The sequence below is a fragment of the Pseudoalteromonas sp. H103 genome (assembly GCF_001469205.1).
Classification (GTDB): Bacteria; Pseudomonadota; Gammaproteobacteria; order Enterobacterales; family Alteromonadaceae; genus Pseudoalteromonas; species Pseudoalteromonas carrageenovora.
Genome location: NZ_LOFG01000015.1, coordinates 106,574 through 128,200, shown reverse-complemented (window position 1 = coordinate 128,200; position 21,627 = coordinate 106,574). Strand labels below are relative to the sequence as shown.

Genomic DNA, 21,627 nt, shown 5'->3' with positions numbered 1-21,627 from the left:
ACTTAAAACGGCATTTTCATACCTGGTGGTAATTGCATACCGCCAGTTACTTTGCCCATGCGCTCTTGTGTTTCATCAGCCACGCGTCGTACAGCGTCATTACATGCTGCTGCTAATAAATCTTCAATCATGTCTTTGTCGTCTTCCATTAAACTTTCATCAAGCTCAACACGACGTACATTATGGTTACCAAGCATAGTTACTTTAACTAGGCCTGCGCCCGCTTCACCTACAACTTCTAGTGTTGCGATTTCGTCTTGGGCTTTTTGCATGCGCTCTTGCATTTGCTGCGCTTGCTTCATCATGTTACCCATTCCACCTTTAAACATAATTTTCTCTCTTTCTTTTAAACTTTAATTGTCATGAAGATAAGGGCGATTGTATTTAATTACAATGCCTGAATGCTATTTTCGTCAATTTCCGCGCTAAATACTTGCTGAAACTGCACTATATTGTCATCCGTTGTGATCACATCGATTGCTTGTTGATGACGACCTACATCTATTTTTTGTTGAATTAAGTAAGGTGAATCTATCACCCCTTTTGCAAAATTAATGCTAAGCGATACATTATGCTCATAAATGCTTGATAGTGCTGCATCTAATTTTTGGCGAAGCACTGGTGTATCTAGGTGTTTTTGTGATTCATCAACATCAATATGCAAGTTGTTACCTTGCTTAGTAAAAATGGAGTGCAAGGCAAACTGGCGCATACGCCCCCCTAAGCCCATACGCTTAATTAAATAAGCCCATTCATCTTGCTGGTGTGCAAACCTAATTTCGCTGATCGGGCTTTGAAAATCATCGGGCACCGGAATACTTGGCTCTTCAGGGGCGGCTTCTACCACCTTTTGAGGATTAATTTGTTCAAGTAACTCTGGCGCTAAGTTTTCAGTAATTGTTTGATGTTTTTCTTTAAAATCAATCTTACGTGCTGGTTTTGTATTTGCTTGATTAAGTGACTCTGTTTGGCCCCCTGTTACTGGGAGCTCATGCTTTTTTTCACTCTCACCTGCACTATTGGTTGCCCATGGTGGTGCATCGTCAATTGCATCAAGGTTTGGTGCGCTTTCATTACTCGCTGGCTGTGCATTTTGACTCGTTGCTACTTTTGGCATTCTAGGGTGCTGGCTAGGTTCTTTTGCACTTGGCTTGGTTAACGGCTCTGATGCGTTATTTTCAGCAGTGCGAGTATTTGCACCTGAAAGTCTACCTGCGCCCGATATATTTCTGTCACGTAAAATACGGGCAATAGCCGATTGCGCCTGAGCGTCTTGCTCTGCAATTGGTGTACTCGTATTTTGGCTAACCGCACTTTCACTTGATGCCGGCTCAGAGGGTGACTCTGAATTAGTGCTTTGCGCAGGGTTAAATCCCTGCTCTACGGCACTGTTCATTATATCGTCAAATTGCGAAGCGAGTGTTTGCTCAGCATCGCTATGTTGCATATAAGCTTCATCTTCACTTTGACGCTGAGCTTGTTCATCTGAAATTACAGTACTTTTTGGCTGCTCATTAACATGTTCAGGTTGTTGAACTGGCGGCTTGGCCTCAATTGTAGCGGGCTGCGTATTCGAAACTTCATTGGCAACTGACGGCTCTTGTACAGGTGGTACTTGAACCATTGACTCTTGTTTTTGAGTGTTTAGCTGTGAAGTATTATCTAAAGCTTGTGTGCTGTTAGTTGAAGGACTACTTTGGTTACCTGTTGTTTTTTGCGATGTTTTATTTTTATTTAATATATCTCGCAGTGCACTCGCTCTACCTGGTTTATTTTCAACAGGCTCTTGAGCTGCTAAGGGCGCAGCCTGTTTATGCTCGGTTTGCGTTGGCTCAAATGCTAATAGCCTTAGCATTATCATTTCAAAGCCTAGGCGAGGCTCTGGTGCCCACTGTAAATCTTTTTTACCATTTAACAGGAGTTGATAATACACTTGAATCTGTTGTGCACTCGTATGCTCAGCAACATGTGCAATATAATCAACGTTCTTTTCATCAAGTGCTGCAGCTTCAGGAACAAGCTGACTTAATTGAACTAAATGCGTAAGTGCAATTAAATCATCAAGTAATGCTACATAATTTGGGTTACGACTAGCAACTTGCGCTATTTCATTCATAAGCGCTGGGCCATCTTGCGCTAATAATGCGGCAAGTAAACTTTGGCTATAATGCGTATCCATTAAACCAAGCATAGTTTGTACTGCTTGATTATTTATATCACCATTTGTTTGCGCTATCGCTTGGTCAGTTAAACTAAGCGCATCGCGCATACTGCCATCAGCCGCTTTTGCAATAATGCTAAGCGCATCATTGTCAAAACTTAGTTGCTCATGAGTTAATACATGCTCTAACTGAGTTTTAATTTCACTTTGCGATAATGCATTTAAGTTAAACTGTAAGCAACGAGATAAAATAGTGACAGGTAATTTTTGAGGATCGGTTGTCGCTAATAAAAATTTCACATGCTCTGGTGGCTCTTCTAACGTTTTTAAAAGGGCATTAAAGCTATGCTTTGAGAGCATGTGAACTTCATCTATTAGGTATACTTTATAACGCCCGCGCGTTGGCGCATATTGCACGTTATCAAGTATTTCGCGGGTATCTTCTACTTTAGTACGAGAGGCTGCATCTATTTCAAGTAAGTCTATATAACGACCTGCTTCTATATCTGTACAGCTACTACACTTTCCACAAGGAGATGCAGAAATGCCTTCATCACAATTTAAGCTTTTAGCAAAGATACGCGCAATGGTGGTTTTACCCACACCTCGGGTTCCAGTGAATAAATACGCGTGATGCAGTCTATTTTGTGTAAGCGCATTAACCAGCGCTTGTTTAACATGAGACTGCCCAACCAATTCATGAAAGGTTTGTGGACGCCATTTTCTCGCTAGAACCTGATAACTCATCGATTACTCGCCTTCAAATTCAACCAATTTTAGAATTTTAATACCCATTTTTTCGATGCGTTGTTCGCCGCCAAGCTCTGGAAGTGAAACTACAAATGCTGCATCAGTTGCTTCCCCACCAAGTTTATTTACAAGCTTAGCCGTGGCTTCAATTGTACCGCCTGTTGCAAGTAAATCATCAACTAACAACACTTTGTCGCCTGGTACTATTGCATCAATATGAAGCTCAAGTGTGTCTTCACCGTATTCTAATAAGTAATCTTGGCGAATAACTTCTCGTGGTAATTTACCCGGCTTACGCACAGGAATAAATGGAATACCTAAAGCATAAGATAAAGGTGCGCCAAAAATAAAGCCACGTGATTCTGTACCAATGATTTTAGTAAAACCTTGATCTTTATACTCGTTTATAAAAGCATCAATTGTTGCTTTAAACGCGTCAGGGTTTGCCATTAATGTGGTTACATCGCGAAACATAATGCCCGCTTTTGGATAATCAGCAATTGTAGTTATGCTGTTTTTGATAATTGCTGGTGTTACTTGAGTCATAATTTTAACTGCTCAATGGTTTATATTACAAAGCAGGTGATTATAACCTTAACTGACCTTAAATTGCGAGTTTGCAATAATTATAAAAAAGAAAGAGCGGGAAGATTTACGAGGATTAAAATTAAAATGGTCAAGGCTGATGCTAACAACAGCCTCTCGATGCAAATACATTTTAAGTTAAGCTAGTGATCCAGCCTAAAATCGCATTTAAACAACCAATACCTGCAAATACCGCTAAAAAAGCAATAAAGTAAGTAGCATTAAACGGATCTTTAAAATCTTTATCATCTGACATGGGTACAACCTTTTATTAAGCACGATAAATTAGGCTGCCATGATAGACGATGTAAAAACATCTATAAAGGACTTAATCTTGATTTTTTGTCACTATTACTCTGCGCTCCGCCATTGCATTAAGCGTAGCAAGTGCGCCTTGATTTATTTGTTCCGGGCTAAATTGTGGAGCATGACTTAATACCTGTTCACAAATTTCGTCAAAGGTAATGCCATTACTATTTTCAATAATTGAAAGTAATAAAGCCGTCATTGCATTGGTTGCCAAAAATTGCACATCGTCTTGTGCATCTCTATAGACGACAAAATAACTTGGCTGCTCTGCTGGGTGCTTAGGTTGAAAGTCTACACTAATAGTTTGTACCGGATACTGGTAACTCAAATTACGCGCAGCTACAGATAAATACATTGGAAGGTGCGTAATATCAGTCGCATTGAGCTTTTGCTCTTGCGGATCATCCATAGCAATAGACACATCAAGCTCAATCCACTCGTAATGAGCAAGCTCTAACATAAAGGCCGGATCATTTTTTTGCATCTTATAATCACTGGCTAAGTAATTAATGAATTCGCCTGCTATATCTAAAAAGTATGGTGAATGGCAATCATGGTTACTAAAAAATTGCCTAACGAGCTTTTTCCATTGTTTTTCGCTATATAAGGTTTTCAATACCGGAAAACCTGATGAAATAAATCCATCTACATTATTAAAAAATAAGTCACGATAAATAGCCATTCGCCTGTCTTCTATGTCGCTGGGCTTTTTATTTTGTTGAGGCTGGCGAATATGTGCCATAAATTCGTTTTGTACTTCAATAAAACTCATAATTGCATACTCTTATAAACAAATATTAAGCACTTTGCTTAGTTAAAGACGAATTTAAATACTTACTTTGCAGCTCATGAATAATGTCTAGCTCTTTAGTTAATACATTCATCGTTGGAATATTAAAATCTCGCTCAAGCAGTGTAGGAAAAACACCGTGCTTTGCATAAGCTTTATCTAGCAATTCCCACACAGGGCCTATAACATCTGCACCGTGGGTATCTACAATCAAATCTTCGGCTTCATTATAATGCCCTGCAACATGGCCATAAGCGATACGCTTTGAAGGCAGCCCATTTAAAAACTCTTCAGCATTGTATCCATGATTAATTGAGTTAACGTAAATATTATTAACATCTAGCAATAGCTTACAATCAGCTTGCTCTAAAATAGTATTGGTGAATTCAAGCTCAGATAACTCTTGACCAGGCGCACCATAGTAAGAAACATTCTCTATCGCTATTTGGCGCTCTAAAATATCCTGTACTTGCTTAATGCGAGGAACAACATGTGCGATTGCATCTTGAGTAAACGGAATTGGCATTAAATCGTACATATGGCCAGTGCCGGAGCAATAACTTAAATGCTCACTAAATATTTTAATATTGTGCTCATCAAAAAAAGTTTTAAGTGACTTCACAAATTCAATATCTAATGGCTCAGGTGAACCAATTGAAAGCGATAATCCATGACAAACAAAGTTAGTAGCATCAGTTAATGTTTTAAATTGCTTTTTAAAACGCCCACCTAGTTTTAACCAGTTCTCAGGTGCCACTTCCATAAAATCTACTTGCTTGGGTACATGCTCAAGTAGCTCATCAAGCATCTCACGACGAAGGCCGAGCCCTACCATACCAAACCCGGCGTTTTGAGTTGTTTTCATTATTGTCTCCTTAAAGCAAAAAGGGCCCAATGGCCCTTTTAGTATAATTGCAGCTGAATAGCTTAAGCAATTACATCAAAATGATTATTGGCCACCACACTTGCCTTCGCCACATTTACCTTCTTTTTTTGCTTTAGTATCGCCACCACATTTGCCTTCGCCGCACTTACCTTCTTTCTTAGCTTTTGCGTCGCCGCCACATTTGCCTTCGCCGCACTTACCTTCTTTCTTAGCTTTTGCGTCACCGCCACATTTACCTTCGCCGCACTTACCTTCTTTTTTATCTTTTGCGTCGCCGCCACATTTGCCTTCGCCGCACTTACCTTCTTTTTTATCTTTTGCGTCGCCCCCACATTTGCCTTCGCCACATTTACCTTCTGCAGCATCCAATTGGTAACCTGTAACTAGCTCTTGAAACTCAAATGGGTTAGCTTGTACATCCGTAGATACAAAACTTGCAGAGCCAACAACTACTGCACCTAAAGTTAACGCGATTGTATTTTTTTTAACTGTATTCATATTATGACTCTCTTTTATCAAGGGTTGTATTCTAAAACTACTCACGCAATTTTTACATTTGTATGTAGTTGGTATAATTAAGTAGACCTGACTGATAATAAAATCTTTCATTTATTTTCATTTTTTTTACTATTCACTTTATTGAAATAAATATGGACGACAAATACAGATTTATCAATTTAAGATTTACGGTTAAACTATGCGTCCAATTTTTAGCAAAACATTAAATATTTTATGAAGCTTGTTTTAGCGCCTATGGAAGGTGTTGTTGATTTCAAAATGCGCCAGTTACTTACCGATATAGGTGGATTCGACTTATGTGTAACTGAATTTGTGAGAGTTGTAGAAGCATGCTTACCCGATAAAGTATTCCATAGATTTTGTCCTGAGCTTCACAATAATGGTTATACCCGCGCAGGAACGCCAGTACGTGTACAATTACTTGGACAAGAAGCAAACCCTCTTGCTGAAAATGCAATAAGAGCAATCGCGCTCGGCTCTCATGGCGTTGACCTTAACTTTGGTTGCCCTGCAAAAACGGTTAATAAAAGCCGTGGTGGCGCAGTATTACTAAAAGATCCTGAACACATGTATACCATTATTAAAGCCGTAAGAGATGCTGTAGATAATGACCATGAGGTAAGCGCAAAAATTCGTCTAGGGTTTGATGATGATTCTAATAGCCAGGAAATAGTTGATGCAGTAGTAAGTGCTGGTGCAAATAGCGTTGCTATACATGCTCGCACCAAACGAGATGGTTACAATCCTCCTGCATACTGGGAAAAGATCCCTCCTATTATAAAAAACAAGAATATTGCAGTGGTTGCGAATGGTGAAATTTGGCAGGTTGAGGATGCTTTATTGTGCCAAAAACGCAGCGGGTGCACTGATTTAATGCTTGGCCGAGGTGCTCTTTCTCACCCTGACTTAGCAAAAAAAATCAAAGCTCATGTTAACAATGAACAATATAATGCTTTAGAGTGGGAACATATAATTTATCATCTAATTCATTCTGCTATTCATCAAGACCCAGCAAAAGACGAAAAGTATTTTGCATCACGAACTAAACAATGGCTTGGCTACTTAAAACGCCAGTATCCTCAAGCAATTGAGCTATTTGATGAAATTAGACGCTTGAAAAGTAAAGAAGATGTTGCAGGTGTATTAAAAAAATATGCCAAAGCACCGCAACTTGATTCAAATCATAACGGTTAAGTTTAAACCCTAGATAATATCAGTATAACGATAAGCCAATTTTAAAGGTTATACTGATATGAACCATCAGCAAAAACTCGATGATGAGATAACTAAAGTCCAATCAGCTATAATGGCAATGCTGTCTGAATCCCCCCACTCTTGTTACCAGCAATTAAAGTGTGAATTATTGACCATTGGAAGAAATGATTGGCTTGACCATGTTGCGCAAAAACTCGGACCTGAATACACCCCTTTAATAAATAGAATGACTCAACTTGAGGCTGCAATAAGCCAAATTGATATAGGCCAGTATGGATATTGCTGCGATTGCGAAAAAGAAATACCCGCAACCTTACTTGAAAAGGATCCAGCAGCGCAGCGCTGTGATAAGTGCGCTAAATAAGCGTACTTATCACATTAGCATTGGTAATAATCATAACGTTGTTGATGCAAAACTAAATGACTGCCCTGGATATAAAATAATATCTTCCACTAGATACTGCGCAAACTCTGGGCTTATTTTTAATCTTTTAATTAAGTTTACCTTAGCCTGAGGTAGTGTCCATGCGTGATAATGAATACCAACATCAGTTTCCATCATCACTAGCATTAAAGCACTATTAGAAGCAGAAGCATTCATGTTAGCTGCCATTGATGGTAAATCGAGGTAATGGCTTTGCCAATCTAAACCTGGGATTTGTTTACTACTTTTAACAACTTGAACTATAAAAGAATATTCATGTGTTTTAGGGACATCTACATTAGATATAGATTCTGTAACTTTTAACATATTTATTTTTTTATTAAGTAATGAAGCCCATTCAAGTGGAGAGTGAACAGCGCCACTAAAATAATTAAGCTTACTTTGATACCACTCGCTACCATTAGCAAGACCGCGAAGTCCTACACTCCCGCGAACCTTGTAATTACTTAAATACACGCTAAATGCCCTTAAGTGGCTTTGCAGAGCACCTTGAACTTTATTATTTTTAAGTGTTTCATCAACATACGAATTTAATAAAGACAGCTCAACTTTATTTAGCTTTAAATTACTTTGTTTAGCACTATCTAATTGATCTTGAGTCAATTTTAGCCATTTAATAATGTTGTCTGGTTTGTGTTTTGTACCATCAAAAGCAAGCATGTTTTCAAGTACGTTTATCTGAGCTGGCCAATTAAAGTAACGCTCAGGAAATCGCTCAGCAATAACTAAATAGTTCACTTGAGCAATTTGATTCGATTCAAGTTGCATATCCATTAAGCTTTGATAAACAGCATGGCGCTTAGCCAAATACGCATCAGAGAAAACGAGTTGCTCGTCAGTTACCGTATCTATTTTTATTGTTTTTGTTTGTACAAGTGCGGTATTTAGAGATTTTAAAGCCGTCTGCGCGTCTTCAAATGATGTAAATGGTTGAGGTTGCTTTGAGCATGCAGCTAAAAACAGACACATAAGTGATAAAAATGAGAGCGTTTTATACATAGTTTTTCCAATAAAAAAAGCCCCTGAGGGGCTTTTTAATAAGTTGCTTAAGCTAATTAAAGTTAAATTTTAACACCGTTGCGAGCGGCTTTATCTTTAATATAAGTAGACCAACCTTTAGCAAACTTACGAGTGCGTGGGTCGTCCATAGCTTTAGTAATAGCAGCATATGCTTGCTTATACTTACCTTGGTAGTAATACGCTTCAGCTAAATCTGAATAAATAGTACCTTTTTTGTCAGAACCAAGTTCTAACGCTTTGTTCAAACGAACAACAGCAGCACTGAATTTTTCAGATTGTAAAAGTAATGAACCTGCTTTGCGGTAAAGCTCAGCATCTTCATCAAATTTAGCAGCTTCTTCGTAATACTTAGCAGCTTTTTCTAGATTCTTAGAGCGATGGTAGTTACTCGCAATCGCGCTAACATTCTGCTTAGTACGTTTTACTTTATCTCCTTTAACGGCCTTTTCTAGCGTTATAGCTGCTTTAAAAGGAATCTCGTTTAGAGAGTAAAAGTTTGATAAAACTTTATATTCAACTTCATTTTCAAAGTAACCGTTCTTGTATGCAACTTCCATAGTTGCTAGACCTTTAGAATAGTCTTCGGTTTGTAGGTAATATTTACCTAAGCTAACCCAAGCCTTTTTATCATCTGGCCACACACGAACAATCTCTTCGCCAATCTTAACCATGTTTGCATAATCTTTTAACTCAAAGTATGCACCTAGTTTTAATTGGTAAGGGCCTTTATTAGGCTCTTTTTGAAGTTTAATTGCTTTATCAGCTGGTTCAAAAACGTCACGGTATTGCTCTAACTGATAGTTAGCTTGAGCGATACGTGTATAAACTGTTGGATCTTCTTCACCTGTAAAGTCCATCCAAGCTACATAAGCTTTTTTGGCTTCTTGGTACTTCTCAGTGCCGGCGTATAAATCACCTAACAGCTTTAGTGTCTGTTCTTGGTCAGCAAAGTTTAAAACATCAGGCGCAACTGCTTGCTTAGCGTATTTGATCGCATCGGCATACTTTTCTTTTTGAGCGTACATGCTACCTAAGTAACGATTTACGGTCGCTTTATCAAAGTCATTCGAAGGTTCAATCTCTCTAAGCAAAGCAATAGCTTCATCAACTTTTTCTTCGTTGTACAAATCAAATGCTTTAATTACTTTTTTACCAGTACGCTCGCCCATGATTTTAGTTTTTGCTTTCTTACGCTCTTCAATCTTTGCGTAATCTGGCGCCGCTAAAACAGATGCACTTAATGTAGCACCTGACACAGACATAAGAATTGCAAGAGCAGTTACTTTAGAAAAATTTCTCATTACTCGCCTCCTTAGTTGCCTTGGTTAAGTTTAAAGTCTAGTTGAACTTGTAAACCTGGTTGTTTTTGTGGTTTCCCGTCAATGATCTTAGGACGGTATTTCCACTTACGCAGTGCACGTTTAGCTTCACGGTCAAAGATACGTTTAGGATCAGCGTCGATTACTTCAACGTCAGTCACACCACCTAACTCATCGATTGTGAATGAAAGTTGAACCCAACCTTCTTTACCATCACGCGCTGCTTGCGTTGGATATTTTGGTTCAATACGAACGATAGGTGTCGCATCACCATCTCGTCCAAATGCACCTGGACCACTTAGTCCACCAGCTGAACTACCTACATCAATGCTACCCATGTTAAATGACATAGCACCAGGGTTAGGATTATTATTTTCCGGCTGTGGCGGCTGCGGTTTAGGCGGCTGCTTTGGCGGTGGCGGAGGTGGAGGCGGTACACGCTTCCTCTCCTGCACCTTAGATTCAGGCGGATTCGTCATTATTTCGACTATGATCTGCTCTTTTTGTTCCGTATTACGGTCAGCCCCACCAGAGATGAGGTAAGCCATGAAGTAGAACAAGCCGAAAGTAACTGCCCCACCTGCAATCAGTGAAAACAGAAAACGAATCATTACTGATCTCCAGCTATTGAAATTCTTAGGTTATCACCCGTCGCTTTGATCTGGTCCATAACTTTAACCACTGTGCCGTGCTTTGCTTCTTTATCAGCTTGCAAAATTACAACATCAGTAGGTTGTTCTGCTAATAAACTTTCAATTTTCGCTGAAACACGTTCAACGTCAACCTGCTGTTTATCAATCCAGATAGCACCATCACTACGTATAGCAATAAAAATGTTAGCATTTTTTTGCTTCGTAGCTTGAGCCGCTTTAGGTTTATTGACCTCGATACCAGCCTCTTTAACGAACGATGTAGTTACGATAAAGAAAATAAGCATGATAAATACGATGTCAAGCATCGGCGTCATATCTACCGCTGCTTCTTCTTCTTCACGAAAACGTTGTTTACGTGCCATATTTAATTCTCTCTCTAGTGATGAGGCATGCTATCTACAAGTTTGGCTTTCACCATTCTCGCTCTTGCCTCAAGGCGTGAGCTAAAGAAAACTCCAGATAGTGCCGCAACCATTCCAGCCATTGTTGGGATTGTTGCCATTGAAATACCTGATGCCATTAAACGTGCATTACCAGTACCTTGAGTTGCCATGGTTTCGAAAACCGCGATCATACCCGTTACAGTACCAAGTAAGCCTATTAAAGGACAAATAGCTACTAATGTCTTAATCAACAACATACGCTGATCTAATTTTTCAGACGCTTCAGAAATCCATGCTTCACGGATTCTGTGTGCGTACCAAGACGTAGTGTCTTGGCGGGCATCCCACTTGGCTACAATGTCCTTCGTCAAACGAGGAAATTCAGCAAGTAGGAACCAATAGCGCTCAATCATTAAAACCCACATAAGAAAGAGTGCTATCGCGACCACGTATAAAACCTGACCGCCTGTGCCAACAAAATCCCTGATAGATTCCCATATCTCCATCAGGACTAGCATTAGGCTTTCTCCTTCTCCGCGTGAGTAGCGATGATACCAGCGCTTTGCTCATCAAGGATATGTAATACCGACTTACTACGACCTGCAACAATTGAGTGAAGTAGGATAAGTGGTAGTGCTGCGATAAGACCTAGCGCTGTAGTTACAAGAGCTAGAGAGATGTTACCTGCCATGATCTTCGGATCACCTGTACCGAACAATGTGATTGTTTGGAACGTTAAGATCATACCGATTACAGTACCTAGTAGGCCTAGTAATGGTGCGATTGCAGCAAGAATCTTGATGATGTTGATACCAGCTTCAACACGTGGAGTTTCACGTAAAATAGCTTCATCAAGTTTAAGTTCAAGGTTTTCAACATCTTGAGTCTTGTTGTCATGGTACACTTTAAGAATACGACCCAGTGGGTTGTTTGTATTCGGTGTAGACAAGTTCTTAAGCTGAGACTTGATCTTAGAAGTAGTAAGCGCTAAATCAACAAAACGTACTAAGAAGATTAATAGACCTACAGCTAATAGTACTGTGATGATGTAACCAACTTCAGCACCTTGCTCGTAGTATTCCATAAGCGTTTTCTTCTGCGTGTTGATACGTAAGATTGCACCACGAGTCGGGTCAACGTATACGCCAGCATAGTTATCTGCAGAAGTACCTTCAAGAGCAGAGATACCGTCTAAAATGTAGCTATCAGGTTGTTTACCTAAAGGCTGAATAGACTTAGTCTCAGGCGAGTAGATTAAGTAACCTTCGTCTGTAACTAAGTTAAAGTTACCGATACGAGTTACTTGCTTCATTGAAGCATTACCGTCAAGACCAGCAACTTCAGTTTCAAAAGTAGAAACTTTCGCTGACTCAGTCATTTCTGTTTGAAGTGAAATCCAAAGTTCTTCAAGTTCACGAACTGTTGGAAGTTCTTTAGCAGCTGCTAATGAACGTAATACTTCAGCACGACCTGGCTTTTCAGCACTAACTAGTGAAGCTTCGATAGAACCGATAGCGTCTTGAGCTGCACGACGTACAACACCAAACATTTCACCAAGTGTACCTTGAGCGTTTTGAAGAGCTTGCTCTTTTTCAGCTAAAGTATTTTCGTTTTGTGCATATTGCTTAGCTAAGCTATCACCACGTGCTTTTTCAGCAGCTAGTTGGCTTTTTGCTTTATTAAGTAATGCTTGCTTGTCAGCACGTTCTGAAAGGAACTCTTGCTCACGTTGCTTATTGATTTTACCTTCAGAGATACGCTCTTGCTTAACTTGCTCAAGAATTTTATCTAAAGCACCAGTATTTGCGTGTGCATTAAGCGCGGTACCTGCAGAAACAGATAGTACTGCTGCAACAGCAAAACCTTTAAATAGTTTCTTCATTATTTAATTACTCCGCGCCAAAAATTGGTAGTTTAACAAGTTCTAGTGTCGCTTGCTTACGCGCCATACGGATCACTTCTTTAACTGATTTTAGGTATTCATCACCTAACTTCTTCCACTCTTTAGTGTTGTTATCCCACACCCAAGCGTGTTTTAAGTCAAAAGACTGTGCTACGTATGAAATACGACCTAAACGACCGATATCAACGTTAATGTTCTTGCCATCAACTTCTAAAGTACCTTGTGAAGCTGTTACAGCTGAACTGTAAGCAGTTTCTACTGTGTACGCTTCTAGAACTTGGCGGAATTTCTCTGACGTCGTTACAGACGCAGAAGCCATGATGTCGCGAAGTTTCTCAACACGTCCAAGACGCGTTTCAAGATTAAATGGAACGTCCGCTTTGATGAATTGCTCAAGCGTATCGATCATGCGATACATCAAAGGCACAACGTTTTGCTTTGTGTTGTCAATTGTAGCGATTTGACGGTCAAACGACTCGATAGAAGCGTTTTGGTCAGCGACCAAACGTGCTACGTGATCGTTGTATACTTTCATAAGTTCAGTCTCATCAACAACGCTACGGTACTCAGCGATTAGCTCCTGAGTTTGACCATATACATTGTCAATTTTAGTTTGAGACTTAACAGCAGCCTTTTGAATTTGTTGACCTGCTTTTTGCACGTCATTCAAAGGATCTGCAATCACATTGCTGCTTGCAAATGCAAAAGCGCCAACCAACGCAGTTGCTACAAGACTCTTTCTGATTTTAACAGACATAGTTCCCAACCAATTAAGTAATGTTACTTTTATAATTTAATTATCCTCCGAGGAGAACAACCCTGATATCTTTTAATAGATATCAACCTACCAATAATGCTAAATGCAATTGATGCTGTCAACTTGATGTTTGCTGATATCAGTAAATAAATAGCGAAGATAAAGGTTGCACTAAAGTATTAGCATACAACTGTTAACATTATTGCAACGACATTTTTTTTTGATATATCAATTAAAGCCTTTTGAGGGGGGTATTTATTCGCATTACACTGACAAACAACAACATAATTGTAACATTTAACTAAAACTGAATTCGCACTGAAAAAAACTCAAAAAAAAACGATACAATTATAACAAAAGTTATTTTTTAAACTTACTTGGTACATTTCCTCACCTTTTTTACACTTCGTCCTATAAAACAAACCGTTTGTCGCACAAAAAAACAACAGTGTGCGGTTTTAGTATCACTTGATTGAGTAGAGCAAAGCCATTTTGAAAATATAGATAAAAGCTTTGCTTCTATTTATATTTCGCACTCCTACCCCAGGGCGTGTTGATCTTTGATGATTGAATTTACAGCAGTATGTTTGATTTTTAGGCAAGGCAGAGCCTATGAAGTGTGGTTACTCCCCATAAATAGGCGATAACGCAGCATAAATGCCAAACATGCGCTGCCCTTCGTGTTCTGCCTAGGGGCGATAAACTCTTTGTTGCCTACATGGATGTAGGTAAGGGGCGTGAGCAGGACGCGGAAGCTTTACTCGGTTTTTACTTAGCCCACTAGGTTACAAACCTCGCGCCGCGATTTAGTCGCCCCTAGATTGAACAAATTTCAATCCGCAAAGATCAATACGCCCTAGTAATTAGTCAGCTATTCAATCAAGGCAGAGTCTATAAAGTGTGGCCATCGCACATCTTTGATATGACATTGTAAAATCTAAATAAGCGCAACCATCTAGGTTCGCCCTAAACCTGCTTGACTCTTTTTATTACTCAATAAGACCAATTCGCTTAATTAAGTGATCTATTCTGAGGCCGGAAAACGTGTTTATAGTTGGGTAAAATATTTGCTATTTAGTTGTTCTCGGCAATTGCTATAACTTCTGCATCCCTGCGGTCGTAAATGAGAATTTTTAACGCATGTAGCAACACGTTTAGCCCCGCAAAATGATTGAGTATTATTGTGGATTGATACTAAGTATAGTTTGTAGGCTGGATACTGAAACCTTTTCAGCCTGCTGTAATATAATGATGGAACATTTAGGTATTGCAAGAATGGTTTCTAATACCACTAGGTTAAAACCGCGTGTTACTATTTAGTTTCATTCTTAGAAAAATATTACCTATGAACGCCAATAGCCTCCCCCCCTAACACTACTCCCTTTTATATAAGCTCATCATTTTAGTAATACATAGAGCTAAAGGTACTTTTAATCGGGGATAAAATTCTGAGGTACTTAATTAATTATTAATCTATATTGAGCAAAGGTATTAAGTTATGAGTACTATTTGGTTTGATAAAATAAACTTTAATAATTACCTAATCGTCATAAACCAATTGTGGTAGTACATAATGGTCAATGCTGATAACAATCGTTATTTTTGTCAGTTTTTTTAAATGAGTTTGCAAAGTAAGCTGGGGATTTTGAGTTTAAATGGAAAGTTAGAGTTTGTGATTAGGGGATTATGGTGAAACAGATGTCTGCTTCACCACGATGAACTAAGGTTCACATAATTAAAATTATGCTACTTCTACGTTCTCAGCTTCAGGGCCTTTTTGACCTTGTTTGATGCTGAATGTCACTGCTTGACCTTCGCTAAGAGTGCGAAAACCAGAACCAGTGATTGCGCTGAAATGTACAAACACGTCAGGACCATTTTCTTGTTCAATGAAACCAAAGCCTTTAGCTTCGTTGAAAAACTTTACTTTACCAGTAACCGACATACTAAATTTTCCTGTAAGTCAATAATTAAAATTCAGCCATATTATTATGGCTATATCCTCCCTGAGTCAGTGCCCAAAATTCTGGAGGTATAGTACAGGAACAAGTTTTAACCTAACCGGTAACCTTAAACGCAGCACAATATCCGTAAATTCAATACGCAAAAACTCAAAGCAAGTTAAGATTAACACATTAATTTTTTTTTGGCTCTATTAATTGGGATTTATTTAATAAGAAACTTAACTTTCTTTAATTTAATGATAAATGGTTAATTTAAAAGCAGAAATAATCTTAAATATACTATTGTATGATTTAAAAACTATAAATAGAGGGCTTAATTAAGCATTTTATAAAAAGTGCTTAAATATCATATTCTTTTAAGAGGCTAGAAACCCAATGGTAAGAAACTAAAAAAGCCACAAAATTTCATTTGTGGCTTTATAAACATTTAATCGTACTATTTTACTTGCCAATCAATAGTGTCTTCTGCCTTTATAGGCACGACTTTAGAATCACCCAAAGTATAAGTTGCGGGTACTTTCCAAGGACTCTTTTCTAATGTAATTGTATCTGTATTGCGCTCAAGGCCATAAAAGTCAGCTCCAAAGTGACTTGCAAACCCTTCAAGTTTATCTAAAGCACCTGCATCTTCAAAAGCCTCTGCGTACAACTCAATTGATGCATGAGCTGTGTAAGCCCCAGCACAACCGCACGCAGCTTCTTTTTTGTCTTTGTAATGCGGTGCAGAGTCAGTCCCTAAGAAAAACTTTTTATTACCACTAATTGCAGCCCCCATTAAAGCTTGCTGATGAGTATTACGCTTAAGGATAGGCAAACAGTAATAATGTGGGCGAATACCACCCGCTAACATATGATTACGGTTATAAAGAAGATGGTGTGCTGTAATGGTCGCGGCTACGTTCTGCGGTGCAGCCATAACGAATTCAACAGCATCTTTTGTTGTTATGTGCTCCAAAACTATTTTTAATTCAGGAAAATCAGCAACAACATCGCCTAAAATAGTATCTAAAAACACCTTCTCACGGTCAAAAATATCTATTGAAGAATCTGTGACTTCACCGTGCACTAAAAGTAGCATACCGACTTCTTGCATCGCTTTTAAAACAGGATAAATATTTTTAACTGATGTAACGCCTGAATCAGAGTTAGTAGTCGCTCCTGCTGGATATAATTTTGCAGCAAAAATTTTACCCGTTGCTTTGGCTTTCTTGATTTCGTCTGGAGTCGTTTTATCCGTCAAGTAAAGCACCATTAAAGGCTCAAATTGCCCTTGTGGACCAGCATTCATAATACGCTCACGATAAGCTAATGCTGTATCAGTACATGTTGCAGGCGGAACAAGGTTTGGCATAATAATAGCTCGACCCATGTAGCGGCTAATGTCGCGCACAGTATCTTTTAACTGATCACCATCTCTTAAATGTACATGCCAGTCATCTGGGCGAGTGATAGTGAGAGTTGTTACGGTGTTAGATGTATTACTTGTCATTACTTTGTTCCACGGCTGAATTTATCCGATCATAGGCATATGAGGTTTTGGAGTAAAGATTTTATTAAAAAGAATCGCTTTACGCTTTATAAAATCTATTTATCGCTTTATTTTGTACTCAAGAAAATATTGAGTTAACTTAGTACCTGTATCAAAAAATAAAAAGAATAATATAAATTGCCTATGCCTTATCAAATCGACGCAGCTAGAGCCCTTGAAATAAAAACTGATCAACTCAGTATCATTAATCAATTTTCATCTAGCTTATTACAACTCGACACACTCGATGAGTTATTTGAGTACGTTACAACACATGTAGTCAACCGCTTAGGATTTGTTGATTGCGTTATCTATCTTGCAGATCGAGACACTGATACATTAAATCAAGTCGCCTCAATGGGCATTGCTCATGCACGGGATAAATACCAAGCTGAGCGTAAAATAATTCGCTTTAGTGAGGGCATTACAGGTGCAGTTGCAAGTACAGGTAAAGCAGTCATTATTGATGATGTAACTAAAGACAGTCGGTATATTGCAGATAATCGCCCTGCTCAATCAGAGCTCTGTGTTCCTCTTATATACAAGGAACAAGTTTTAGGTGTTATTGATTGTGAGCACCCTGTCAAAAATTACTTTACTAATGCTCACCTTGAAATACTAACAACGGTTGCTCATTTACTTAGTGCAAAAATAAACCAAGTAAATACGGTAAATAACTTACAGCAAACCGTTGAGCAGCTTAACAATGCTCAAAAGTTGGAAAATAGCTTATTACAAATAGCTAACCTAACCTACAAAGCAAGTGACCTAGACACTTTCTTTGAAGCACTGCATAGAATAATAAACAGCTTAATACCCGCCGATAACTTTTTTATTGCTCTTTACGATAAGCAAGTTGATATTCTCGATCTGGTTTATATAGTCGAAGAAGGGATCCAAAGTCATGCCCATAAAAAAATATCAAAAGAGCAGCTAAAAGATACAGCCTCTTACTATTTATTAAAATCAGATCGTGTTTTATTACTTAACCAATCACAATATCAGCAACACATTAATGCGGGCGACTTTAAACTTGTTGGTAGGTTATCTGAATCCTGGCTTGGCGTCCCATTTAAAACAAATGAGAGAATAAGTGGTGTAATTGTTGTTCAAAGCTATGATAAAAATTTGCAATATAATGAACACGACAGCGCTCTATTAACCTATGTTAGCCGCCAAATAAGTATGGCAATAGACAGGCAATTAGCCCGTCAAGAGCTAGAGCACAAAGCACTTCATGATGAACTAACAGGCCTTGCTAACCGCTCTTTACTTATTGAGCGGATAAAGCACGCTATTTTACGCTTATCCCGTGCTAAAAAAAGCACAAGCCATGCACTTTTATATTTAGATTTTGACCGATTTAAAAGTATAAATGACGCTTTAGGCCACGAGGTGGGTGATCACTTTTTAATTAAAATTTGTGAACTCATTAAAAATACCGTCCGTAATACCGATACTTTTGCACGTTTAGGCGGTGACGAATTTGCGATCTTCATGGAAAATATCACCCATAAAAATCAGGTCAGTGAAGCGTTAAAACGCATACAAACGGCACTTTCTAAACCTTTAAATGTAGATGGTCACCTATTACAAGCCTCAACAAGCATTGGTATAGCTTACAGCGATAGTATTGACGATAAAGCCTATATTCTATTACAACAAGCTGACGCTGCCATGTACGAAGCAAAATCGACCGGTCGCGGGCAAGTAAAGTTTTTCAATAATACGATGCGTAAAAAGCTTAAAACCCATGCAGATATCGAAAACGATTTACAGCATGGTATTGAGCATAATGAGTTTGAGCTCTATTTTCAGCCAATATTTACTATTAATAGTAGTGAAGTAATAGGCTTTGAAGCTTTAGTACGTTGGCATCACCCTAAAAAAGGCTTTGTACCACCTAATGACTTTATACCTATAGCTGAAACCACAGGGCAAATAATTAACTTAGATTTGCACTTGCTTGATCTAGCTGCACAGTATATTTCTAAATGGCACAAACAAGGTCATCGTTTTTTAAAAGTAACCGTTAATGTATCTTCACGTCATTTTGCAAGCCTTGATTTTGTTGCTCAAATTCACTCAATTTACAATAAGTACCAATTACCTCTTGGCTCTTTATGCTTAGAAATTACAGAGTCTGGCTTAATAGAAAACCTAGAGCTGGCAACACACATAATCGAAGGGCTTTCACCATTAAAAGTGAAGTTATGCCTCGATGATTTTGGTACAGGCTATTCGGCGCTTGGTTACTTGCACCAATTACCTATCCACATTTTAAAAATAGACAAAAGCTTTATTGATCACCTTCAAGATTCAACTAACCCCCTTGTTGAAGCTATTTTATCTCTGGCGCAATCACTTCAACTTGAGGTTGTTGCTGAAGGTATCGAAACACAAGAGCAACTTGCTATTTTAAAATTAACCGCCTGCAATTACGGACAAGGTTATTTAAAATCAAAGCCTGTCACCGCGAGCCAAGCAATTAAGTTAATTAATAAGCCCCTTTAAACACCTACACATTAATACATCAACTAACCTGAGCATTACGCTATTTTAGTTGATGTATTGACTCTTAATGAACGCCTTATACCAATCCGCATAATTAAGTGATCTATTTTGAGGATGGATAAACGTGTTGATAGCAAGGCAAAAAATTCGCTATTTAGTTGTTCTAAATGAGAATTTTTTAACGCGGATAGCGACACATTTAGCCCATGAAAATGATTAAGTATTACTGCGGATTGGTATTAAATGAAGCATTAGGTAATTGCAATGCAGAGTGCCTTATGCGCCTATCAGCGTTTGCATTTTAGATACCTTTGTTTATTCATTCTTTAAAATATCCCTCTAATTTGGTTAGGGCGTGTTGTTCTTTAATGGTTTAGTTTGCAGCAGTATGTTTGGTTTTTAGGCAAAGCAGAGCCTATGAAGTGTGGTTACTCCCCATAAATAGGCGATAACGCAGCATAAATGCCAAACATGCGCTGCCCTTCGGGTTTTGCCTAGGGGCGATAAACTCTTTGTTGCCTACATGGATGTAAGCCAGTAGGGTAACGCAGGAGCAGTTACCGAGCCCACTAGGTTACAAACCTCGCGCCGCGATTAAATCGCCCCTAGATTGAACAAATTTCAATCCGCAAAGATCAACACGCCCTAGGTATTTTACTAAACAAATTATTGTATTCACTACCCAAACTCGGGTTTAAATATTCACTTTCGCATTGAAAAAACAATCCATTTAGCTCCGCCAGCTCTTAATAAGTATGTAATTTAGCTGCTTGATATAGATTTATTATTTATAGTTCAGATTAATTATGTAGATTTAAACTAAACATGAGCTAAGCTCATAGTTAACTCATCAAACAAGCCCTAAAACGAACATCTTCATTAAGTAATTTAATATTAAGAAGGAAAATCAGAATAAACAACCTCACTTTAGCCATCTAGACGTTGAAACGTTTTTTAGAAAAGCGTAGTATGTAATTAATCTAAGCCGAACTCACTTTCACCATGAGAATTTTTAAAGATGATAGACATTAAACATTTAAAAACCATTGCCACCTTAAAAGACACTGGATCTTTGGTTAATACAGCACGCGAGCTGTTTTTGACACAATCGGCGTTGTCTCATCAAATAAAAGACTTAGAAAACAAATTAGATTGCCAGTTATTTGAACGTAAAACTCAACCTGTTCGCTTTACGCCACAGGGAATGTTGTTACTGGAACTCGCAAACGAGGTGTTACCAAAGGTAGAAGCAACAAAATGCAGATTAAAAGAAAGCCTTAACCAACCTATTTCACAACTGCGTTTGAGCGTAGAATGCCATGCGTGTTTTCATTGGTTACTGCCTACGATTAAAGAGTTTAATAATTTTTGGCCAGATATAAAAATAGACTACGAACGTGGTTTCAGTTACGACGCTATTCCTGATTTATTAAGTGATGAGCTAGATTTAGTATTAACCTCAGATATCCGTGAACCAGACAAACTAGAGTACGCACATTTATTTGATTTTAAATTAAAGCTTATTGTGGCACCAGATCACGAACTTGCTAAAAAAGCCTATGTAACCGCGCTTGATCTAAAAAACGAAACTATTATTTCGTACCCTATTCCACGTGAACGCCAAGATATTTTTAAACATTTCATTCAAAATGCACGCTTTGACGGCACACTAAAAAATGTTGACCAAGGGCTGCTTATATTTCAATTAGTAAGCGCTGGAATGGGTGTAGCGGCATTACCTGATTGGCTCGTTACTCCTTACGAAAGCCAAGGGTTAATTAAATCAATTCCGCTTGGTGCACTTGGCTTAACACGCCCAATGTATTTAGCAATGAAAAAAGACATGAAAGATAACCCCGTTTATCGTCACTTTTTAAATACGTGTAAGTTAAATAACGGTCGATAAATTACATGCTAATAAGTAAC

General features: G+C 38.4%; 20 protein-coding genes. 4 read left to right on the top strand and 16 right to left on the bottom strand.

What is annotated here, in order from left to right; translation table 11 throughout:
* Positions 1-2: 2 nt before the first annotated feature.
* From ATS74_RS10535 to ATS74_RS10510, 7 genes are all read right to left on the bottom strand, one after another.
* Complete coding sequence (locus tag ATS74_RS10535; protein WP_058548860.1) at positions 3-329, bottom strand: YbaB/EbfC family nucleoid-associated protein; 327 nt, start codon at positions 327-329, stop codon at positions 3-5.
* A gap of 59 nt (positions 330-388) precedes the next feature.
* Positions 389-2,908 (bottom strand): DNA polymerase III subunit gamma/tau, encoded by a 2,520-nt coding sequence (gene dnaX, locus ATS74_RS10530; protein ID WP_058548859.1) that lies wholly within the window; start codon positions 2,906-2,908, stop codon positions 389-391.
* A 3-nt stretch (positions 2,909-2,911) separates the two neighbouring features.
* Positions 2,912-3,457, bottom strand: a complete 546-nt coding sequence (gene apt, locus ATS74_RS10525) for an adenine phosphoribosyltransferase (RefSeq protein ID WP_058548858.1) — start codon at positions 3,455-3,457, stop codon at positions 2,912-2,914.
* A 172-nt stretch (positions 3,458-3,629) separates the two neighbouring features.
* Entirely contained in the window at positions 3,630-3,752 is a 123-nt protein-coding gene (locus ATS74_RS20170; RefSeq protein ID WP_008132255.1) for a hypothetical protein, read from the bottom strand.
* A gap of 72 nt (positions 3,753-3,824) precedes the next feature.
* Positions 3,825-4,577 (bottom strand): HvfC family RiPP maturation protein, encoded by a 753-nt coding sequence (locus tag ATS74_RS10520; RefSeq protein ID WP_058548857.1) that lies wholly within the window; start codon positions 4,575-4,577, stop codon positions 3,825-3,827.
* Positions 4,578-4,602: 25 nt separating this feature from the next.
* Positions 4,603-5,460 (bottom strand): HvfB family MNIO-type RiPP peptide maturase, encoded by an 858-nt coding sequence (locus tag ATS74_RS10515; RefSeq protein WP_058548856.1) that lies wholly within the window; start codon positions 5,458-5,460, stop codon positions 4,603-4,605.
* Between the two features lie 84 nt (positions 5,461-5,544).
* The gene (locus ATS74_RS10510) at positions 5,545-5,979 is read right to left on the bottom strand and encodes an HvfA family oxazolone/thioamide-modified RiPP metallophore (RefSeq protein WP_058548855.1); all 435 of its coding nucleotides are present in this window, start codon (positions 5,977-5,979) and stop codon (positions 5,545-5,547) included.
* Between the two features lie 234 nt (positions 5,980-6,213).
* Between ATS74_RS10510 and ATS74_RS10505 the strand changes: the two genes are divergently transcribed.
* Positions 6,214-7,194, top strand: coding sequence for a tRNA-dihydrouridine synthase (locus ATS74_RS10505; RefSeq protein WP_058548854.1), 981 nt, complete (start codon positions 6,214-6,216; stop codon positions 7,192-7,194).
* Positions 7,195-7,252: 58 nt separating this feature from the next.
* Positions 7,253-7,579: a hypothetical protein gene (locus tag ATS74_RS10500; protein WP_058548853.1), complete on the top strand. Its 327-nt coding sequence runs from the start codon at positions 7,253-7,255 to the stop codon at positions 7,577-7,579.
* A 30-nt stretch (positions 7,580-7,609) separates the two neighbouring features.
* Here ATS74_RS10500 and ATS74_RS10495 read toward each other — a convergent pair whose 3' ends face one another.
* From ATS74_RS10495 to pyrC, 9 genes are all read right to left on the bottom strand, one after another.
* On the bottom strand, positions 7,610-8,659 hold the full coding sequence (locus tag ATS74_RS10495; RefSeq protein WP_058548852.1) for a hypothetical protein: 1,050 nt from the start codon (positions 8,657-8,659) through the stop codon (positions 7,610-7,612).
* Positions 8,660-8,721: 62 nt separating this feature from the next.
* The gene (locus tag ATS74_RS10490; protein ID WP_058548851.1) at positions 8,722-9,981 is read right to left on the bottom strand and encodes a tetratricopeptide repeat protein; all 1,260 of its coding nucleotides are present in this window, start codon (positions 9,979-9,981) and stop codon (positions 8,722-8,724) included.
* 11 nt (positions 9,982-9,992) lie between these two features.
* Positions 9,993-10,610 (bottom strand): energy transducer TonB, encoded by a 618-nt coding sequence (locus ATS74_RS10485; protein ID WP_058548850.1) that lies wholly within the window; start codon positions 10,608-10,610, stop codon positions 9,993-9,995.
* Entirely contained in the window at positions 10,610-11,014 is a 405-nt protein-coding gene (locus tag ATS74_RS10480) for an ExbD/TolR family protein (RefSeq protein WP_006792384.1), read from the bottom strand. The genes ATS74_RS10485 and ATS74_RS10480 overlap by 1 nt, the downstream gene beginning before the upstream one ends.
* 14 nt (positions 11,015-11,028) lie before the next feature.
* A complete protein-coding gene (locus tag ATS74_RS10475; protein ID WP_058548849.1) occupies positions 11,029-11,553 on the bottom strand; it encodes a MotA/TolQ/ExbB proton channel family protein in 525 nt (174 codons plus the stop codon).
* Entirely contained in the window at positions 11,553-12,917 is a 1,365-nt protein-coding gene (locus ATS74_RS10470; protein ID WP_058548848.1) for a MotA/TolQ/ExbB proton channel family protein, read from the bottom strand. Before ATS74_RS10470 ends, ATS74_RS10475 begins: the two co-directional genes overlap by 1 nt.
* A gap of 7 nt (positions 12,918-12,924) precedes the next feature.
* Positions 12,925-13,695 carry a DUF3450 domain-containing protein gene (locus ATS74_RS10465; RefSeq protein ID WP_058548847.1) on the bottom strand — a complete coding sequence of 257 codons (771 nt, stop codon included), beginning with the start codon at positions 13,693-13,695 and terminating at the stop codon, positions 12,925-12,927.
* Between the two features lie 1,741 nt (positions 13,696-15,436).
* On the bottom strand, positions 15,437-15,640 hold the full coding sequence (locus tag ATS74_RS10460; RefSeq protein ID WP_004588138.1) for a cold-shock protein: 204 nt from the start codon (positions 15,638-15,640) through the stop codon (positions 15,437-15,439).
* A gap of 455 nt (positions 15,641-16,095) precedes the next feature.
* The gene (pyrC, locus tag ATS74_RS10455) at positions 16,096-17,148 is read right to left on the bottom strand and encodes a dihydroorotase (RefSeq protein ID WP_058548846.1); all 1,053 of its coding nucleotides are present in this window, start codon (positions 17,146-17,148) and stop codon (positions 16,096-16,098) included.
* Between the two features lie 183 nt (positions 17,149-17,331).
* Here pyrC and ATS74_RS10450 point away from each other — a divergent pair, with 183 nt between their 5' ends.
* Together ATS74_RS10450 and ATS74_RS10445 are read left to right on the top strand one after the other, a co-directional pair.
* Positions 17,332-19,701: an EAL domain-containing protein gene (locus tag ATS74_RS10450; protein WP_058548845.1), complete on the top strand. Its 2,370-nt coding sequence runs from the start codon at positions 17,332-17,334 to the stop codon at positions 19,699-19,701.
* Positions 19,702-20,719: 1,018 nt separating this feature from the next.
* Positions 20,720-21,607 (top strand): LysR substrate-binding domain-containing protein, encoded by an 888-nt coding sequence (locus tag ATS74_RS10445; RefSeq protein ID WP_058548844.1) that lies wholly within the window; start codon positions 20,720-20,722, stop codon positions 21,605-21,607.
* The last annotated feature ends 20 nt before the right edge of the window (positions 21,608-21,627 follow it).

Excerpts from the sequence above, each read along its gene's own strand:
- apt (WP_058548858.1), bottom strand. The coding sequence starts at position 3,457 with ATGACTCAAGTAACACCAGCAATTATCAAAAACAGCATAACTACAATT.
- ATS74_RS10470 (WP_058548848.1), bottom strand. The coding sequence starts at position 12,917 with ATGAAGAAACTATTTAAAGGTTTTGCTGTTGCAGCAGTACTATCTGTT.
- dnaX (WP_058548859.1), bottom strand. The coding sequence starts at position 2,908 with ATGAGTTATCAGGTTCTAGCGAGAAAATGGCGTCCACAAACCTTTCAT.
- ATS74_RS10515 (WP_058548856.1), bottom strand. The coding sequence starts at position 5,460 with ATGAAAACAACTCAAAACGCCGGGTTTGGTATGGTAGGGCTCGGCCTT.
- ATS74_RS10495 (WP_058548852.1), bottom strand. The coding sequence starts at position 8,659 with ATGTATAAAACGCTCTCATTTTTATCACTTATGTGTCTGTTTTTAGCT.
- pyrC (WP_058548846.1), bottom strand. The coding sequence starts at position 17,148 with ATGACAAGTAATACATCTAACACCGTAACAACTCTCACTATCACTCGC.
- ATS74_RS10535 (WP_058548860.1), bottom strand. The coding sequence starts at position 329 with ATGTTTAAAGGTGGAATGGGTAACATGATGAAGCAAGCGCAGCAAATG.
- ATS74_RS20170 (WP_008132255.1), bottom strand. The coding sequence starts at position 3,752 with ATGTCAGATGATAAAGATTTTAAAGATCCGTTTAATGCTACTTACTTT.
- ATS74_RS10445 (WP_058548844.1), top strand. The coding sequence starts at position 20,720 with ATGATAGACATTAAACATTTAAAAACCATTGCCACCTTAAAAGACACT.
- ATS74_RS10510 (WP_058548855.1), bottom strand. The coding sequence starts at position 5,979 with ATGAATACAGTTAAAAAAAATACAATCGCGTTAACTTTAGGTGCAGTA.
- ATS74_RS10505 (WP_058548854.1), top strand. The coding sequence starts at position 6,214 with ATGAAGCTTGTTTTAGCGCCTATGGAAGGTGTTGTTGATTTCAAAATG.
- ATS74_RS10520 (WP_058548857.1), bottom strand. The coding sequence starts at position 4,577 with ATGAGTTTTATTGAAGTACAAAACGAATTTATGGCACATATTCGCCAG.
- ATS74_RS10490 (WP_058548851.1), bottom strand. The coding sequence starts at position 9,981 with ATGAGAAATTTTTCTAAAGTAACTGCTCTTGCAATTCTTATGTCTGTG.
- ATS74_RS10480 (WP_006792384.1), bottom strand. The coding sequence starts at position 11,014 with ATGGCACGTAAACAACGTTTTCGTGAAGAAGAAGAAGCAGCGGTAGAT.
- ATS74_RS10485 (WP_058548850.1), bottom strand. The coding sequence starts at position 10,610 with ATGATTCGTTTTCTGTTTTCACTGATTGCAGGTGGGGCAGTTACTTTC.
- ATS74_RS10500 (WP_058548853.1), top strand. The coding sequence starts at position 7,253 with ATGAACCATCAGCAAAAACTCGATGATGAGATAACTAAAGTCCAATCA.
- ATS74_RS10450 (WP_058548845.1), top strand. The coding sequence starts at position 17,332 with ATGCCTTATCAAATCGACGCAGCTAGAGCCCTTGAAATAAAAACTGAT.
- ATS74_RS10475 (WP_058548849.1), bottom strand. The coding sequence starts at position 11,553 with ATGCTAGTCCTGATGGAGATATGGGAATCTATCAGGGATTTTGTTGGC.
- ATS74_RS10465 (WP_058548847.1), bottom strand. The coding sequence starts at position 13,695 with ATGTCTGTTAAAATCAGAAAGAGTCTTGTAGCAACTGCGTTGGTTGGC.
- ATS74_RS10460 (WP_004588138.1), bottom strand. The coding sequence starts at position 15,640 with ATGTCGGTTACTGGTAAAGTAAAGTTTTTCAACGAAGCTAAAGGCTTT.